The following is a 16934-nucleotide window of genomic DNA, read 5'->3' on the forward strand; positions in this document are numbered from 1 at the left end:
TCTCAAAAACACAGAGAGTAAATAAATCCTCGTTGACTAACGAATAAGGTTAGATTGTGAGAGCGCAGCGAGCCACAATCTGAACCGTTTGTTGGACAAGCCCGGTCTCTATTATAGAAAATTGCTTTTTTATGCTGGGGTGGTGAACAGGGCAATTGGGAAGGAGAAAAAAAATAGTCTCTTGCTCTCTTACCTGTTTTTTCAGGTTGGAAGCTTCAGTCGAGACGGAAATTGCCCATATTTAGGCATAGTTGCCCATTGCCGATAAAATCGGATTTTGAAAAGGCGTATGTCTTTGTAGGTCACATAACCGTTTTTCCTATCATGTTCAGGTTAAGCAAGCAGTCAGCAAGGCGGTCGGTTTACGAATGCGTGTTTTTACGATATTCATTGGCTTGCCGCATCGTGGGCAGGTGATTGTTGCCCGCTCTTTTTTCCGTTTGAGCATGAAAAAGAGAGGTTTCCTCATTACCAACTGCAGGAGTTTTAAAAGTTTTTTACTGCAGGGATGGAGAAAGCCGTAGCATCTCGTTCTTTGAAAACCTTTCGGTAAAACATGGAGCATCAACAGGTAGAGAAAATATTCTCCGCTAACGGTCCTGGTTCGATACGCTTTGCTTTCAGCATGCATGTATCTGAATGTGACTTCGCCATTCTCGCAGCGCAGAATGTCCTTTTCTTGAATGACGCCCTTGTATAGATATTTGCCGAGATAGATGAAGGCCTTATCGCCGTTGCCGACATCCCTGCAGTCAACCACCCAATCTTTCGGGGTAGTTGCAGGGACGTACAGTCCCTGGTCGACAGCGGCCTCCAGCAGTTTTGCCCTGAAGACCTTGGCCAGGTTCTTATGGTTGAAAAGATAGCCGGCGGATTTCACCCGCCACATGCCACTTTTCTCATTGATGCTTGCAGCGGGCATGACCACATGGATATGGGGATGAAAATCGAGATTTCTGGCTTTGGTATGCAATACGGTGGTGAATCCTGCCGAGCCACGCAGTTTTTTATCGTTGCTGGTAAATGTCTTCAGAACATCCTGGACGCAGGAGAACATCAGTGAGTAGATGAGCTTCTGGTTCTTCCAGGTGAGGTCGCGGAGTTGTTGCGGCAAGGTAAAGGTGGCCAGATAATAGGTGGCGGGCAACCGCTTGTCGAGTTGATTTTCAATCCATTGCCAGTTTTCGTGGTTCTGGCAATGGGGACAGTTCCTGTTGCCGCAGGAATGCGGGATATATACCCGCTCGGTGCAGTCCAGGTCGGAGCAGCTTGCCAGCATATGCAACCCCTGCTTCGACCTGCACCGTTTCATATCACGCAGCGCTTTTTTATGGCCGGGCAAGAGAACATCTTGGTACTTCTCAAGAAAAGTCGTTTCGAAATGGTTGATAATGGAGGAGAGAAGAATCATTTCCAACCTCCCCACTGAATATCAACGGAATGAACCAGGGTGTTGATTGCCTGATAGGCATTGTTTTTGGTTTTTGTGGTTAAGTGCGTATATCGCGCGGTGGTCAGGATGCTGACATGCCCTAAAATCTGCTGCAATTCGACGAGATCGACACCAGCTTCCAGCAAATGGGTGGCGAAGGCGTGACGGAGCGAGTGGCAAGAGATCTGTTTTTTGATCCCGAGCTCCTCGACAACGGTTTTCATTGCGACCTGAATACCGCCCCGGTCCAGAGGAGTCTCGGCCAGGTGGGCCTTTTTCAACCCTCTTTTGCGATTGGGGAAAATAAACTGCGGATGCCTGTGCATCTGCCAAAAGGATCTCAATACATGGAGCGTATAGTCAGTTATCGGCACCAGTCTGTCTTTGTTGCCTTTGGCGTTTCGAACATGGACCCGCATAGTGGTGCGGTCGATATCGCCAACTTTCAGGTTGATCCCTTCGCCAAGGCGTAATCCCATGCTGTAGGCGGTAAAGAAAAAGACCTTGTAGCTGATGGTGGTGGTTGCCGCCAGTAAGGCATTGAGCTGCTCAACGGACAATATGTCCGGGATCCTCGAGGTTTTCGGCGGCTTGACCAGGGGAATATCCTGCCATGGTTTATTCAAGACATGGGTGTAAAAGAATTTCAGGCCATAGAGATCGAGTTTGACCGCGCTCCAGGATCTGGACTCCAACAGGTCGTGAAAATAGTCGAGTAACTCGTCTGGGGAAAGGTCGGCAATTTCGCCATCGAAATAGTTGCCGATGCGCCTGAGCGCCCGGGAGTACGCCTCCACTGTTTTTGGTTGCAGGCCGTTGAGTTTCAGGCACTTGAGGTGTTTTTGATAATGTGTCGAAAATTGCGGATCGCTTGGCATCTTGCAGTTCATTGTAACCTCCTTCAAGTAATAAGGGTTGCTGCCGACAAAAGTATCTTGCATTGTCGGCTCGTTCTTATTACTGAAAAAGCAATGGGTTACAAAATGCAACTTGATATGTTTCGGAGGGTGTCTGCCGCGTAGCGGCTTCGTCCAACCAGATCATTAAGGTCGATGTCGCTGCTCCAGTGCCCAGTGTACCCATACTAGTGACAAACCGGCTCCCTGCTCTATGCCAGAAAGCTAAGGCACATACAACTGTGAAAGTGAAGAGAAAAGAGAGGCTTGCCGCTGCAACAAGTGTTGAAAGGTTGCCCATGAGAGTGAAATGTGCTGCTAGTCCCCCAGGCCGATGATTGCTCGATCAGGAACTCCTGCATCATCAGTGTGCTTAAAGGTGGCTGGTAGTTCACCCGCCCGTGCCACCAGATGTTTCGTAATCACGGTCTAAAGTTATGTCTGGGTCATAGTCAGGGCTGTTTTTTATCTGTTTACTAGAAACGCCGACCTCAACGCTTCCATCACTCCACTCAATATGCTCAACCCAGTCTGGTGAAATAATGACCTTTCGACTACCTGGTAACCAGTTGCTGGTATCAACGACAAGATATCTTATTAACCAGGTTTCCTCATCGACAATAAAATCCTCAACGTGGCCGATTTTGGTATCAGTTGCCTTAATGGAGTAAGAAAGTATTTCGTGGCTCGATCGAAGGTGATTTTCCTCTTTATCATTGGCTACTTCTTTTTGTAAATCCTCTGTTCGTTGCAGCAGACGAGGAAATGGATAGTGCCCCCAAGTCAAAGGCCCTTCCCAATAGTTTCCCCAGTCATGATAATGATTGAAAAGTATTTCATACTGTCTTGAGACTGGAGCATCGACGCCGAGATCTGGTGAGTTTTTTATTTGTTCTTTAGTGAGCCCTACACTGATTGTCTGCGTTGATTGTTCCGCCGAACCAATAGAAATTGGGGATATAAGCACCTTGCGTCCTGGAAGCCATTTATGAGTATCACCAACAAGATAGCGGACTGTCCAAGTGCTATCATCAAAGAGAAAATCATTGCATCGTCCTATATTGCCATCCTGGGCACCTAGTTCATATCCCTGCATCTCCTTAATACTTTTCAAACTAGTCATTATTCCCTCCCATTTTTTTTTATTGCACCCCATTCCTGCTTTGACAGGAAATGAAGACCAGTATTCTTTTCTTAAATATATTAAGATGCGGCTGGTAACCAGAAAATGGGTAGAAGAACTTATTTTGTTAAAATAGATAGAGTAGTTGCCTGGGAGAGTGCAATGACGCTCTCTATTGGTGGGTTAACTTCCCTGTGTAACCTTCTTCTATGTAATGATTCTGTGCTGCGCTTCAGGAGCTTTTTGGTAATTGTAACATGAGCGAGTTCATGGTTGAGAGTTGAGAAGCGCCTTCTGTAATGAGTTTTAGATAACGATAATCTGCGAGTAGAGTCGGTGAGGTTAGGGTGTTGTGTGAGTACTAATACTGGGTTTACCTGATATCCATTTCCGCTAATTTTTCTTAAATTATTAAAAGGTTTTCAAAATGCCAATGAACGTCATGTTTCCATTGCTCATTCTATCACTTTGCTTCGAAGATGTTTTTTAATAGTAAGTCCCCACAAGAGGCAAACTATGACAGAGTTTGGGGACGCGACGGTGTGATTATTGGGTTGGTCGCACTCATGACCGAGTATGAGGACATGAGCAGAACATTTTGTTCATCACGGCGATTGTAATGAGCGTCTCTTCTGGCTCAGTTATAGGTAATGCGCTCGGGTTGGGGCAAATGAAAATATCCTAAAACCTATGTTAATAAGGACGAATGGTTACAGTTAACTTATATATACACTTCCGGGCTGGCAGCTGCCAGCAGAGACGGGAGTATTTCTTCATGGAAAACACCTTATGAGCTCTCCAACTCCGTCAACCAGCCATAAAGGCCGTTATGAAAGGCTTCTTGAGACTGTCTCGACCGATGATATCGTCTGTATCCTTATTGTTGCCGATCCGGATGCCATTGCGAGTGCTTTGGCTTTAAAAAGACTATTCTGGAGAAAGGTAAAGAAGACTCTTCTCTGCCGGGTCAATGCCATTAAACGTTCGGATAATCTCACTATGATTAGAGATTTGAAGATTACCGTCCCATACATTACAAAGGTGAACACCAGTGAGGTGACGAAGTGGGTCATGGTTGACTCACAACCACATCATCATAAATCTTTAAACAATACCGACTTCAGTATTATTATTGATCATCATCCGCCCGATCCTTTGCTGAAAGTCCCTTTCATTGATATACGCGAGGAATACGGTGCCGTTTCGTCCATTATGACGGAATACCTCAAGGCAGCAGACGTTACTCCTTCAAGAAAGCTAGCCACTGCTCTGTTTTACGGAATCAAAACCGACACTGATAATTTTACCAGAACCTCAACCAGTGCTGATGTCAAAGCTTTTAGGTATCTTTATCCCTACGTCAATATCAATATTATCAAGAAAATTGAATCATCTGAAATAAACAAGAAAAATGTGGCCGCATTCCGCAAGGCTTTCGAAGAGCTGCAATTTATCGGTGATACAGCCTATATCCATATGGGTGTGGTAAAGGATGCCGATGCACTGGTAATTCTCGCCGATTTTTTTATGAAGATGGCGGAGGCTACCTGGTGCATCGTCTCCGGAATTTATGGTAAGAAATTAATTATTATTATGAGGAATGTAGGTTTTCGGCTAGATGCGGGAAAGGTTGCAAAGCGACTGTTCGGCAAACTTGGTTCTGCTGGAGGACATAGGAGCGCAGCGAGGGCAGAGATACCACTTTCAGCTCTTCTGGACGACACAGAAAATCTATCGAAAATCAGTAAGTATATTGCCGATAAAATAAGAAAACGTTAACACACTTCTCGGTGTGGCATTTCCAGGCCCAACAGGCTCTGCTCTACTCAACAAACGGGCCTAACATGTAGAGAATATCGCTTTCCCGTGAAGGATAAGGCGTCATAATATTGTTCTCGTAAAGCTTGGTAACAGGAACCTTGTCTATCATTGCCTGCTTAAAGGTATTGAGCAGACCAGTTGTGTTGTCAGATATGAAATGTGCACCGAGTATGAGATCATTTTTGTCGACCATAATTTTATAGGCCGCATATTTCAAGCCAACTCGGCGATATGTCGGCCAGCTGAGATGTGTATCATAACTTTTCCAATAATTGATGTTTTCCTCTTTAAGCTGTTCTTCTGTTTTTCCTAAAAAACCCAGTTGCGGATAGGTGAAAAGGACTGAAGGCGTTGCGCTGTAATCAATACTGGCCGACAGTTCACTGTTTTTTGCATCAATTATCGACCTTGCTGCAACATGTGCCTCCATATCGGCCACCCGGGCAAACTGGAGACTTTCTGCACAATCGCCGATTGCAAAAATATTATCCGCAGAAGTTTTCATATGCTGATCAACCGTGATACCCTTTCTGGAAAACTCCACACCTGCGGCAGGCAGGTTCAATGAGTCAATGTTTGGAGCACGGCCGGCGCCATTGACAATCAGATCTACTTCCAGATCAGCACCGGATTCCAATACAACGGTATAACCGTTGCGGCTCCTTTGTATTGATACGATAGAGACATTGGTCTGAATGTTGATTCCCTCAGTTTCTGAAGCTTCTACAAGCTGTCGGACCATGTCTTGATCAAAAGGAGACAGCACTTTGTCTTTTGCTTCGAGAATATAGACATCTCCTTTCCGGCAACCCAGACGAGCCGTGAAGTGTGCAAACTCGAAGGAGATGAATCCGCCGCCAATAAAAGCGACACGTCCAGGTAGAGTTTTCAGCTCAAGAAACTCGTCACTTGTTATCATATATTCATTTCCCTCAAAGGGCAGGATCATAGGTTTTGCGCCAGTGGCGACAATAAAGGCGGAGGCTTTAAGGTTGGAGTTATTGACGGATACGGTGAATTTATCGATAAATGTTGCTTGTCCTTCAATGAATGTGGTGCCATTTCCTCGGAGGTTGTTTATGGTATTTTCCGGTACCTTAGATGTGAATGTATTTTTCTCTATGAGAATTTGCTGCCAGTCAACCCGTGGAAGAGTTGTAATTCCCATGTCCTGAAGATGGTTGCAGCGGGCAACAATTTCAGACACTTCATAGAACCATTTTTTTGCCTGGCAACCGTGAAGAGCACAAACTCCTCCCGGCGTATTACTGCTTTCTATAATGGCAACACTATGTCCTTCTGCTGCGAGATCAAATGCGGCAGTCTGCCCAGCTGTGCCGGTTCCAATAACGATGACATCATATTTCTCCATGAATTGTCTCCTTGTGTCTATTTGGCGTGAGATAAATCTGTTGCGCATTGAGGCAGTTTTTGTATCACAACATCGACAGACGCTGGTACTTAAAAAATATCCTGTTTGCTATATATTTATATTTCATAGGAATATTCTAGCTATTGCGTCAATCTGTTTCAAGTCGTGTTCCTTGAGTACGCAAGAACTCTTTTAAGGAGCGTATCGTCATTTCCACTCCATGGTTTCCATCTAACAGCGACTATTAAGTTCAATAACAATATCCTCATTGAGGAGGATATTTCTGGATAATACTGTGATGAACCGAGTGATCTAGTGTCTTCAATGTATGTATTTAGTCATGTGTCATGACTAAATTATCATACACAACCAGAAAGCATCAGAAGAACGGAAGTGAACCAACACGAAATTTAGCAGTATAAAGAAGGAGGAATATACAATGATCGACGAGAATAATTTTGTTAGCGAAATTGAAAAAGAAATAAAAAATTGGAATGCAGAAGTTCTTAAGTTCAGAATAATCGCGGAAGTAACCAAACCGGATGATCAGATTGAGCATTATCAGGTGATCGAAGACATAGTGGCCAAAGAACAAGCAGTTATAGAAAAACTCGCGGTCTTTGATGAGAGCGGCATAGTCGACCAGACTATCTTAAAAAATGAAATTGAGAACCTCCAACAGGACGTAGAGGATGCCATTGAAGCTGCCAGGGTTAAAATAAATTGATATCATTCCTTTGGCTCGATGTAACTAACTATCAGTAAGTAAATGGATATTTTTCATGACGGGCTTGTTCTGTTAATACCCCACAATGAATGTATTAGAATAGGTGAGGCAAGGAGGAATAAACAGTAATGAATTCCAGCCATATTCTGTCTACTGGTTTGAAACGTTGTTATAATGAAAAAGGTGATGTAATTGAATGCCGCGATTCGGGTCAGGATGCTGAATTTCTGACCAGTATTGACTGGCCTGCCGAGCGCTTTGAAACGACCTGCGACTATCTTGTAGTGGACAGGGCTACAGGTCTTACCTGGACAAAAAACAGTTGTCCATCCGGTTACCCATTGAGCTGGCAGGAAGGGTTGGAATTTGTTGAGCAGATGAATAAAGAAGTGCGATACGGCAGAAACGACTGGCGGATGCCGAATCGACGTGAGATGCGAAGTCTTATTGATCACAGCTCAAAAAAACCTGCGCTTACCAGAGGTCATCCTTTCAAAAATATATTTCTTGGTTGGTTCTGGACATCGACCACCGCTGCTATCGCGACAAGATATGCATGGTACGTACACCTGGAGGGTGGCAGAATGTTTTATGGCAATAAGGACGGATATTATTGGCTTTGGCCGGTCTGCGGTCACTCCGACATTTTGGCCTGCACCGGGGCAGAACAGTGTTACGATGAACGAGGTTCGGTAATGTCCTGTGATGAGAGCAAGCAGGATGCATCTCTTCTTACCGGGATTGCCTGGCCCAGACCTCGGTTTACCCAATCGGAATTTGGTGTTTCCGATGAGTTGACAGGCCTTACCTGGCATGCTCACGGAAGTTTAGGCAAAGTCACTACCACCTGGATTGAAGCTCTAACAACGGTTGGTTGCTATGCACAGGAAACAGGACTACCCTGGCGATTGCCGACCATCAATGAGTTAGAGAGTCTTGTCGATGCATCATCCCATAGTCCGGCACTCCCACCGGAACACCCTTTTTCTGATATCCAGCAGTCTTATTGGTCTTCAACCACCAGCTCATTTGCAACCGATTGGGCCTATGTGCTGTATTTGGTAAAAGGAGCTGTTGGCGTGGGCTATAAGAAAAACAGTGATTTTGCTCTCTGGCCGGTTCTGTCAATGGAGATACCATAATTGAAGGCATCATTTAGCTAACCACTATGATCCGGGCGAGTGCCAGTGGAAAGAATATTTAAACCAAAAGGAAATTGTTGGCTGGTGAAACCCGCTAGTCGGGTTTCGATCCTTGTTGATGGGGAAGCCTACTTTGCGGCTTTGCATGCAGCAATGCAAAAGGCCCATCAGTCGATCATCATTGTTGGCTGGGACTTGCACAGTGGTCTGCGTCTGTTGCGCAATGGCCAGAGCGACGAGTATCCGGCAACTCTGGGAGAGTTCCTCGATTGTCTGGTGAGAAAAAGAAAGAGGCTCAATATTTATCTTTTGAGTTGGGATTTTGCCATGATTTACGCCATGGAGCGGGAATTTTTTCCACGCTACAAGTTAAAATGGCGCACCCATAAACGTATTCATTTTTGCCTTGACGGTGAACACCCTGTCGGTGCATCCCAGCATCAGAAAATTGTCGTTATCGATGATGCTGTAGCTTTTGCCGGCGGCCTTGATATCAGCAAGTGGCGCTGGGATACTTCGCAGCATCGGCCCGACGATGAGCGGCGTATTGATCCTGACGGCAAAGCATATCCACCGTTTCACGATGTACAGATGATGGTTGATGGTGAGGCCGCTGTGGTTCTCGGGAAGCTGGTTCGGGAGCGCTGGTATCGAGCCTGCGGAGAAGCGGCGCTGGAAGTGAACCAAAAGAAAGTGTCGGATATCTGGCCGGTCGATGTGACACCTGATTTTAAAAATATATCCGTCGCGATAAGCCGGACCCGGCCAAAATATAAAGAATACGATGAAATTCGGGAAGTAGAAAGGCTTTATCTGGATAGTATAGCCAGGGCACGCAGCTCCATTTACATTGAAAACCAATATCTCAGTTCTTATCGGATAGGAGAGGCGATCGCAAAGCGACTAAGTGAGGAAAACGGCCCTGAGGTTATTATAATTTTACCATTAAAGACAGGAGGTTGGCTAGAACAACATACTATGGATGTGTTGCGTAACAGGATATTGCTTACCTTGTGGGAGGCCGATGTTCACGATCGATTGCGTGTTTACTACCCACAATTGGCAACGCATCCATATGTCACGCTTATGGTGCATGCAAAGGTAATGATCATAGATGGGTGTTTTGCACGCGTAGGTTCCTCTAACCTCAGCAATAGATCTCTTGGCCTTGATTCAGAGTGTGATCTCTCCATTGTTGGTGAAGAGGGAGGGGAAACTGCTAAAACTATAACGTCTGTTCGCAATCGTTTGCTAGCAGAACATCTTGGCGTTTCGGAAAGCGAAGTGGCTGAAGTGTTCGCTGAGTCTGGTTCGCTTAGAAAAGCAATCGACTCCTTGCGCGAAGGAGATCGAACTCTGATACCACTAAAAGGTAAAATTGAGGGAAAAATAGATCAGTGGCTGCCCGAGTCAGAGCTTCTCGACCCGGAAAAACCAGTCGAACCTGAAGAGTTTCTAGATTATTTTATCAGCCCGAAAAGCCAACGACCTGCCTACCACCATTTTTTGAAAATTATCGTGATGATAGTGATCGTTCTATTGTTTGCAGCGATCTGGCGTTGGACTCCCTTAGTGCAATATCTCAATATTCACTCAGTAACAGAGTTTGCCCGGTGGCTCGAAGCCCATCCATTCAGTCCTCTATTGGTTCCCTTGGCGTATGTCGTTTTAGGTCTGGTTTCGTTTCCAGTCACCCTGCTGATTATGGCGACTATAATAGTATACGGTCCATGGTGGGGTGGGTGGTATGCATTGCTCGGTACAACACTCAGTGCAGTGATGGTGTTTTTGCTTGGTCATGTTCTAGGTAAAAATATTGTTAGCCGGTTTTCGGGCAGTCTCGTTAATCGGGTGAACCAGCGACTTTCAAAATCCGGTCTCATGGCAGTCATAGCCTTTCGGGTTATTCCTGTGGCCCCTTTTTCATTAATCAATCTCATGGCCGGAGTATCAGCAATTTCTTTGAGGGATTTCTTTATAGGTACTCTTATAGGTATAATTCCTGGAATTACAGCAATTTCCTTTGTTGCCGACAGACTCTTTGAATCTTTGCGTCGACCAGATATCACAACCTTTGCAGCTCTGTTTATAGTAGTCGTTTTATTCGGCATCACCCTGGTTTCTTTTCGAAAATGGATAAAAAACCGATATTTATATAAGAAAAAACTACAAGGATCGTGATGTCTCTGCGAGTTGCTACATATAATATCCACCAGGGTATGGGACGGGATGGTATCAAGAATCCCAGAAGGATCGCTGATGTTCTTGGTGAAATAAATGCCGATATTGTTGCTCTGCAGGAGGTTACCTCACATCCTGAAATATCGGATGATATGCTGGCCCATATAGCGGCCTCAACAGAAATGAAACTTGTTGAGGGGTTTACGCTAACTGTGGCTGAATCGCGGTATGGCAACGCTCTTCTGTCAAGCCTGCCTATTTCTGTAGTCAACCGTGTTGATATCAGCGTGAAGGGACGAGAGCCACGCGGTGTGATCGAAGTAGCATTAAACCATAATTGTCAGGATGTTGTATTGTGGGCGACTCATCTTGGCCTAAGTATCCCGGAGCGACACCAGCAGATTGATAAATTATTAAAGATAATTAATGTGGTAGATGCCGATATGAGCATTCTGCTTGGGGACTTGAATCTATGGTGGCCCTCTCGTAAGTTGCAACGAAGGTTTACAAAGGTCCATTCTCCGGCAACTTTCCCAGCGATAAGACCTTTTCTCAAATTAGATCGAATACTGGTTCGGCCTGCAAATAAAATTACAAAAATACGAACACACTCCACAAAGCTGAGCCGTGTCGCTTCAGATCATTTGCCATTGGTAGCAGACATAGCTCTTTAAAACAACAGAGGAGGTACGGAAGAAGGTCGTCAATAATGGAAACTGCGCCCCTCCCTCCACAAATTGTATATTTAATGTTGCCAATTCGAAGTAATTGGCATGAAAACCTCGTACCACCTGCTATCAGGAGAATTCTTAGTATTAAAACTATTTTGGACAAGAGTGGGTAGGAATATATTTTTTTTGAGAACGCTAATCTTGACAAGAAGAGTGAATGATGAGCAAACCTAAGAATGGACTTTATATTGTCCTGCTAAGTATACATGGATTGATCCGGTGGCACAATCTGGAGTTGGGCCGCGATGCAGACACTGGCGGACAAACACTCTATGTCGTTGAACTTGCCCAAGCCCTGGCCAGACAGCCTGGTGTTACTAAGGTTGACCTCATTACCCAGCGTGTGACCGATGAAAATGTCTCCAGTGATTATGCGAAACCTATAGAGGAACTTGAAAAAAACCTTCGAATTGTGCGTATTGATGCTGGGCCCGAGGCATATCTTGCCAAGGAAGAACTCTGGGAACATCTCGATTTTTTTACAGACAATCTGGCTGATTTTTTTCGCAGCAGTGATTGCGTCCCAGATATTATTCATAGCCATTATGCCGACGCAGGATACGTTGGTGCTCACCTTGCCAGCCTTCTTGGAATACCACAAGTTCACACTGGCCACTCCCTGGGCCGTGTCAAACGGAGTCGACTTCTAGCAAGCGGTTTGAAAGCGCAGGAAATTGAAACTCGCTTCAATATGAGTAGACGAATTGAGGCGGAAGAATCGGCCTTGGCTTCTGCGGAACGGGTAATAACCAGTACTCGTCAGGAAATTGTTGAACAATATGAGCTCTATGATCATTATCAACCTGATCAAATGCGTGTTGTTCCCCCGGGAACCGATCTTAATCAGTTCACTCCTGGAACAGGTGAAGAAGTAGTAACACCTTTCTTCGATGAGCTGGCAAAGCATTTGAAAACACCACACAAACCGATTGTTCTGGCCCTTTCTCGACCAGACAGACGTAAAAATATCACCGCACTTATAGAAGCTTTTGGGCTCTCAGACGAATTGCAGGAGTTATCTAATCTACTCATAATTGCTGGCAACAGAGACGATATTGATGAGCTTGAAGTTGGCGCGCAGGAGGTTTTTCATGAACTGCTGGTCGCAATTGACCGCTATGATCTTTACGGCAAAGTGACTCTGCCCAAACACCATCAGCGTCATCAGGTTCCAGAAATTTATAGGATTGCCGCAGCACTTGGAGGGGTCTTTGTCAATCCAGCCCTTACTGAGCCATTTGGCTTGACCCTGATTGAAGCTGCAGCTTGCGGGTTGCCAATTGTGGCGACTGAAGATGGTGGCCCTCAAGATATTATTGCCAACTGTAATAATGGGTTTCTTGTAAATCCTTTAGAACCGGAAAGCATCTCAGACGCTCTCATAAAACTTCTTCGAGATAAGGCTTTATGGCAGAGTTTTTCTACCAATGGTTTGACTGGTGTTCAGGAAAATTACTCATGGGATGCACACGCAAAGCGTTACCTTGAAATTGTAAAACCAATCGCTGAACGTTCCGAACAGTTACTTCGAATTCCGGTGAAAAAACGAACTGCTCTATATCGGGATCGTGCCGTTGTAAGTGACCTTGACCATAACCTGATAGGCAAAAAGCAGTCGCTTCACCAGCTAGCAGGGCTCCTCAGGCAAAATCGTACCAGTAGCCACTTTATAATCGCTACGGGAAGACGCCTCGATTCCGCCCTGAAACTTATGAAAAAGCATAAAATACCAGAGCCGGATGTGCTTATTACGAGTAGTGGTAGCGAAATCTATCACGCCCCAAAGCTAACGACCGATACTGCATGGATAAAGCATATAGACTATCAATGGTCACCACGAAAAATAAGGACCCTCCTCACCGAACTTCCGGGTTTGAAAATTCAACCAAGTTGTGAGCAGAGTCGTTTTAAGCTCAGTTACTATATTGATCCAGAAGTAATTGATGCTGAGGAGATCAAACAGTTGCTAAACAGGGAGGAATTGACCTTTTTCATCCAGACCGCCTTTGGCCAGTTTCTTGACATTCTCCCACTCCGTGCATCAAAAGGCATGGCTTTACGTTACGTAGTTGAACAACTGGGCATCCCACTTGAATCTGTTTTTGTTGCCGGCGGATCAGGAGCTGATGAAGATATGATGCGCGGGAACACTCTGGCAGCGGTGGTTGCCAATCGACACCATGAAGAGTTGTCACAGTTGGATGATATTGAGCGAATCTATTTTTCAAAGCTTCCAAATGCAGCAGGCATCTTAGAGGCACTCGAATATTACGATTTTTTTCATTCCTGCAAAGACCCAAAAGAGATAAAAAAGAGCAATGATGACCAATAGATTACTGCTATGTACAGACATGGACCGAACGATTATCCCCAATGGTAATCACCCTGAACATCCGGATGCTCGTGCGCAATTCCGTCAACTCTGCAGCTTACCTGAAATCACTTTGGCTTATGTTACCGGACGACACCTGGAACTCGTTGTAGAGGCAATTGAGAGATTCAATCTGCCGGAACCTGCTTACGTAATCACTGACGTAGGTACAAAAATATACCAGAAAACAGATACTAACTGGACTGAATTGTTATCATGGCAGGAACAGATAGCAAAAGACTGGCAGGGCCAAACCCATAATCAATTACAGCAGAAACTTAGAGGGCTGCCGGAGCTGAAAATACAGGAGCGTTGCAAACAGAATGATTATAAGCTAAGTTATTATCTACCCGTGAATAGTGATCATACAAACATCCTTAAGCAAGTTGATCAACTGCTGATGCAGCTGGGCATAGCCACCAGTCTTATCATGAGTATAGATGAACCGGAACAAGTCGGTTTACTTGATATACTGCCTCAGAATGCCACGAAATTACACGCCATCGAATTTTTACAGAAGTATCTCGATTTTGGCCTGGAAGAAACGATATTTTGCGGTGACAGTGGCAACGACCTCCCTGTACTGGGAAGTCAGATACCCTCGGTTCTTGTCGCTAATGCTGATGAAAATATCAAAAAGCAGGCATTTGAACTGGCCGAAAAAAATGGTTGGCCAAGAGCCCTTTATCTGGCAAATCAAAAGTCATTTACATTAGGTGGGAACTATTCTGCCGGTGTTTTACAGGGCATTTCGTTCTATTTGCCAGAGATTATTAAAAAAGTCCGTGTTTCATAAAGAACCATCCTGACTTTATATTTTGTGAATAGCTATTCGATTGTTTACCAACCGAATAACAGATCCTGGCAGTGCACTGCTTATAATATTACCTATCACTTAAAGGCTCATGGTGATCAAGCCGGCTTGTTCTCACAGCTGAAACGTATACAGAAGTATTTTTGCGAGTAAGGTCATATGGCTGGGTCGAGCAACAGTTAATGATTGGAACTTCCATGTGAAGCTCATTTCCTCACTTTTATACAAGTAACCTTGAAGTTACCCTCTGCATAATCAATCATTGATTGTTTTTAAGGTAAAGTATGTACGAACAAGTATCCCACACACTTTTGAATGATATTCTTAACCGTATCAAACCTGAAATATCTGAACAGGATTTGCGGCATTTTTATACTCGCCTAGGAGCGAACTTTTACGGAATCCATTCCCTATTTCAGAACCTTTACGGCGATCGAGACGATTTTGCAGAACAGGCCCAAAAGCTTGTTGAAACCATGGCCCTCCAATATATCAGACGACCGGAAACGCTCCGTCAGCTTGATCTGGCCCGAGAAAAAGACTACAACTGGTTTCTCAGTCAACAGTTAGTTGGAATGGCCCTATATTGTAAAGGATTTGCTGGAAACCTGAATAATTTACAGCAAAGGTTACACTATTTCCAGGAGTTAGGGGTTAACCTGGTGCATGTGATGCCGATTATGCGCTGCCCGGAAGGAAGCAGTGATGGCGGTTATGCGGTTAGCGATTTTCGAGAGATCAACCCTGAAGTAGGTACGCTGGAGGATCTTCAAGCACTCGCTGGCGAGATGAAAGAGCGTGATATTCTACTGGTGCTCGATGTTGTCGTCAATCACACTTCAAACAAACATTATTGGGCAACGAAGGCTAAGGCAGGAGAGAAGAAATACCAGGATTATTACTACTGTTTCTCTACACGAAATATTCCGGATATGTTCGAGCAGAGTATGCCCGAAATATTTCCAGAAACTGCCCCTGGAAATTTCACCTGGGATGAAGACATGAATCACTGGGTAATGACTGTCTTCAACGATTTTCAGTGGGATCTCAACTACAGTAACCCTGCCGTCTTTATTGAGATGCTCAACATTCTCCTTTTTTGGGCTAATCAGGGCGCCGATATCTTAAGGCTCGATGCAGTAGCCTTTCTGTGGAAAAAAATCGGTAGCACTTGTCAAAACGAGCGTGAAGCTCACCTGATCCTTCAACTGCTGAAGGACTGTTGTCAAGTCTCAGCGCCAGGGGTTGTTTTTATTGCTGAGGCCATAGTCGCTCCCGTAGAAGTTATAAAATATTTCGGAGAAGATGCTGTCATAGCTAAGGAATGTGAGATTGCCTATAATGCAACCTTTATGGCGCTGTTGTGGGACGCTGTGGCAACTAAAAATGCTCGTTTGCTCAATCAGGGAATAAAGAACCTGCCGGTCAAACTGGACGGGGCGACCTGGCTCAACTATGTGCGATGCCATGATGACATAGGGCTTGGTTTTGATGATCGCGACATCATGCTTTGCGACTATGACCCCAGTCACCACAGAAAATTTCTTATTGAGTATTTCACCGGGAAATACGATGAATCTCACGCCCGAGGCTTGCCTTTTGGGCAAAACCCAAAGACTGGCGACACACGTATATCAGGTTCCCTGGCTTCCCTGGCCGGACTTGAACATGTTCTGGATACCGGAGACAATCAAGCTATCACGGACTCAATCAAATTGATTCTTTTGCTGCATGGGATGATACTCTCATTTGGTGGAATCCCGCTTCTTTATTATGGAGATGAAATAGGTACATTAAATGACGATTCCTACCGAAATGATCCTAATAAAAATGGAGACTCACGTTGGGTACACCGGCCGTCCATAGATTGGGATAAGGCAGAAAAACGGAACACTCCGGGAACTATTGAGTTTCAAATATTCACCGCCTTGAAGCGGATGATCGCTGTACGAAAGGAAATTGATGTTTTTGCTGATTTCAACAACCGTGAATTAATTGAAGTCGAAAATCAGCATCTCTTTGTTTTTGGACGTTACCATATACGACAGCCAAGTGAGCGAGTACTGGTTGTTGCCAACTTCAGTAACAAACCACAGCATCTCAATCTCGAAGATATAAGCAACTGGCGAGTTCAATATCGATCACTAGTAGATTTATTTAAAGGGGAACGTCCGGAAATCTTTAAAAACAGTCTCGTCATCCCGGGTTACAGTTTTTACTGGTTGTCTGAGAGGTAGTTTTTCTCTAAAAACCCACAATTTCAATTGGCATTCCTGAAATATCTATTTTCGATCACTATAAGTATCCGTATTATTGGTAGAACG

12 protein-coding genes are annotated in these 16934 nt (G+C 44.7%); 8 read left to right on the top strand and 4 right to left on the bottom strand.

Going from position 1 to position 16934, the window contains the following annotated elements; all coding sequences use genetic code 11:
• Positions 1-328 precede the first annotated feature (328 nt).
• The 3 genes from GA520_RS14460 to GA520_RS14470 form a co-directional block, all read right to left on the bottom strand.
• Complete coding sequence (locus tag GA520_RS14460; protein ID WP_304511230.1) at positions 329-1411, bottom strand: transposase; 1083 nt, start codon at positions 1409-1411, stop codon at positions 329-331.
• The gene (locus GA520_RS14465) at positions 1408-2322 is read right to left on the bottom strand and encodes a site-specific integrase (protein WP_304511231.1); all 915 of its coding nucleotides are present in this window, start codon (positions 2320-2322) and stop codon (positions 1408-1410) included. Before GA520_RS14465 ends, GA520_RS14460 begins: the two co-directional genes overlap by 4 nt.
• Positions 2323-2719: 397 nt before the next feature.
• The gene (locus GA520_RS14470) at positions 2720-3451 is read right to left on the bottom strand and encodes a PRC-barrel domain-containing protein (protein ID WP_163340908.1); all 732 of its coding nucleotides are present in this window, start codon (positions 3449-3451) and stop codon (positions 2720-2722) included.
• A gap of 789 nt (positions 3452-4240) precedes the next feature.
• Here GA520_RS14470 and GA520_RS14475 point away from each other — a divergent pair.
• Positions 4241-5230 (top strand): bifunctional oligoribonuclease/PAP phosphatase NrnA, encoded by a 990-nt coding sequence (locus tag GA520_RS14475; protein WP_163340906.1) that lies wholly within the window; start codon positions 4241-4243, stop codon positions 5228-5230.
• 43 nt (positions 5231-5273) lie between these two features.
• Here GA520_RS14475 and GA520_RS14480 read toward each other — a convergent pair whose 3' ends face one another.
• Positions 5274-6644, bottom strand: a complete 1371-nt coding sequence (locus tag GA520_RS14480; RefSeq protein WP_240910276.1) for an NAD(P)/FAD-dependent oxidoreductase — start codon at positions 6642-6644, stop codon at positions 5274-5276.
• A 439-nt stretch (positions 6645-7083) separates the two neighbouring features.
• On the opposite strand from GA520_RS14480, the gene GA520_RS14485 reads away from it, so the two are divergent.
• The 7 genes from GA520_RS14485 (at position 7084) to GA520_RS14515 (ending at position 16847) form a co-directional block, all read left to right on the top strand.
• Complete coding sequence (locus GA520_RS14485) at positions 7084-7371, top strand: hypothetical protein (RefSeq protein WP_163340902.1); 288 nt, start codon at positions 7084-7086, stop codon at positions 7369-7371.
• 128 nt (positions 7372-7499) lie between these two features.
• Positions 7500-8513 carry a DUF1566 domain-containing protein gene (locus tag GA520_RS14490; RefSeq protein WP_163340900.1) on the top strand — a complete coding sequence of 338 codons (1014 nt, stop codon included), beginning with the start codon at positions 7500-7502 and terminating at the stop codon, positions 8511-8513.
• A gap of 84 nt (positions 8514-8597) precedes the next feature.
• On the top strand, positions 8598-10694 hold the full coding sequence (locus GA520_RS14495; RefSeq protein WP_240910275.1) for a VTT domain-containing protein: 2097 nt from the start codon (positions 8598-8600) through the stop codon (positions 10692-10694).
• A complete protein-coding gene (locus GA520_RS14500) occupies positions 10694-11368 on the top strand; it encodes an endonuclease/exonuclease/phosphatase family protein (protein ID WP_163340896.1) in 675 nt (224 codons plus the stop codon). Before GA520_RS14495 ends, GA520_RS14500 begins: the two co-directional genes overlap by 1 nt.
• Positions 11369-11585: 217 nt before the next feature.
• Positions 11586-13757, top strand: coding sequence for an HAD-IIB family hydrolase (locus GA520_RS14505; protein WP_163340911.1), 2172 nt, complete (start codon positions 11586-11588; stop codon positions 13755-13757).
• Positions 13744-14592: an HAD-IIB family hydrolase gene (locus GA520_RS14510; RefSeq protein ID WP_240910273.1), complete on the top strand. Its 849-nt coding sequence runs from the start codon at positions 13744-13746 to the stop codon at positions 14590-14592. The genes GA520_RS14505 and GA520_RS14510 overlap by 14 nt, the downstream gene beginning before the upstream one ends.
• A gap of 302 nt (positions 14593-14894) precedes the next feature.
• Complete coding sequence (locus GA520_RS14515) at positions 14895-16847, top strand: alpha-amylase family glycosyl hydrolase (RefSeq protein WP_163340894.1); 1953 nt, start codon at positions 14895-14897, stop codon at positions 16845-16847.
• Positions 16848-16934 lie beyond the last annotated feature (87 nt).

This window comes from Desulfopila sp. IMCC35008 (assembly GCF_010646885.2).
Classification (GTDB): Bacteria; Desulfobacterota; Desulfobulbia; order Desulfobulbales; family Desulfocapsaceae; genus Desulfopila.

Bases quoted from the DNA above. Each gene is read 5' to 3' on its own strand.
- GA520_RS14465 (WP_304511231.1), bottom strand. From the start codon at position 2,322: ATGAACTGCAAGATGCCAAGCGATCCGCAATTTTCGACACATTATCAA.
- GA520_RS14480 (WP_240910276.1), bottom strand. From the start codon at position 6,644: ATGGAGAAATATGATGTCATCGTTATTGGAACCGGCACAGCTGGGCAG.
- GA520_RS14485 (WP_163340902.1), top strand. From the start codon at position 7,084: ATGATCGACGAGAATAATTTTGTTAGCGAAATTGAAAAAGAAATAAAA.
- GA520_RS14490 (WP_163340900.1), top strand. From the start codon at position 7,500: ATGAATTCCAGCCATATTCTGTCTACTGGTTTGAAACGTTGTTATAAT.
- GA520_RS14475 (WP_163340906.1), top strand. From the start codon at position 4,241: ATGAGCTCTCCAACTCCGTCAACCAGCCATAAAGGCCGTTATGAAAGG.
- GA520_RS14470 (WP_163340908.1), bottom strand. From the start codon at position 3,451: ATGACTAGTTTGAAAAGTATTAAGGAGATGCAGGGATATGAACTAGGT.
- GA520_RS14510 (WP_240910273.1), top strand. From the start codon at position 13,744: ATGATGACCAATAGATTACTGCTATGTACAGACATGGACCGAACGATT.
- GA520_RS14515 (WP_163340894.1), top strand. From the start codon at position 14,895: ATGTACGAACAAGTATCCCACACACTTTTGAATGATATTCTTAACCGT.
- GA520_RS14505 (WP_163340911.1), top strand. From the start codon at position 11,586: ATGAGCAAACCTAAGAATGGACTTTATATTGTCCTGCTAAGTATACAT.
- GA520_RS14500 (WP_163340896.1), top strand. From the start codon at position 10,694: ATGTCTCTGCGAGTTGCTACATATAATATCCACCAGGGTATGGGACGG.
- GA520_RS14460 (WP_304511230.1), bottom strand. From the start codon at position 1,411: ATGATTCTTCTCTCCTCCATTATCAACCATTTCGAAACGACTTTTCTT.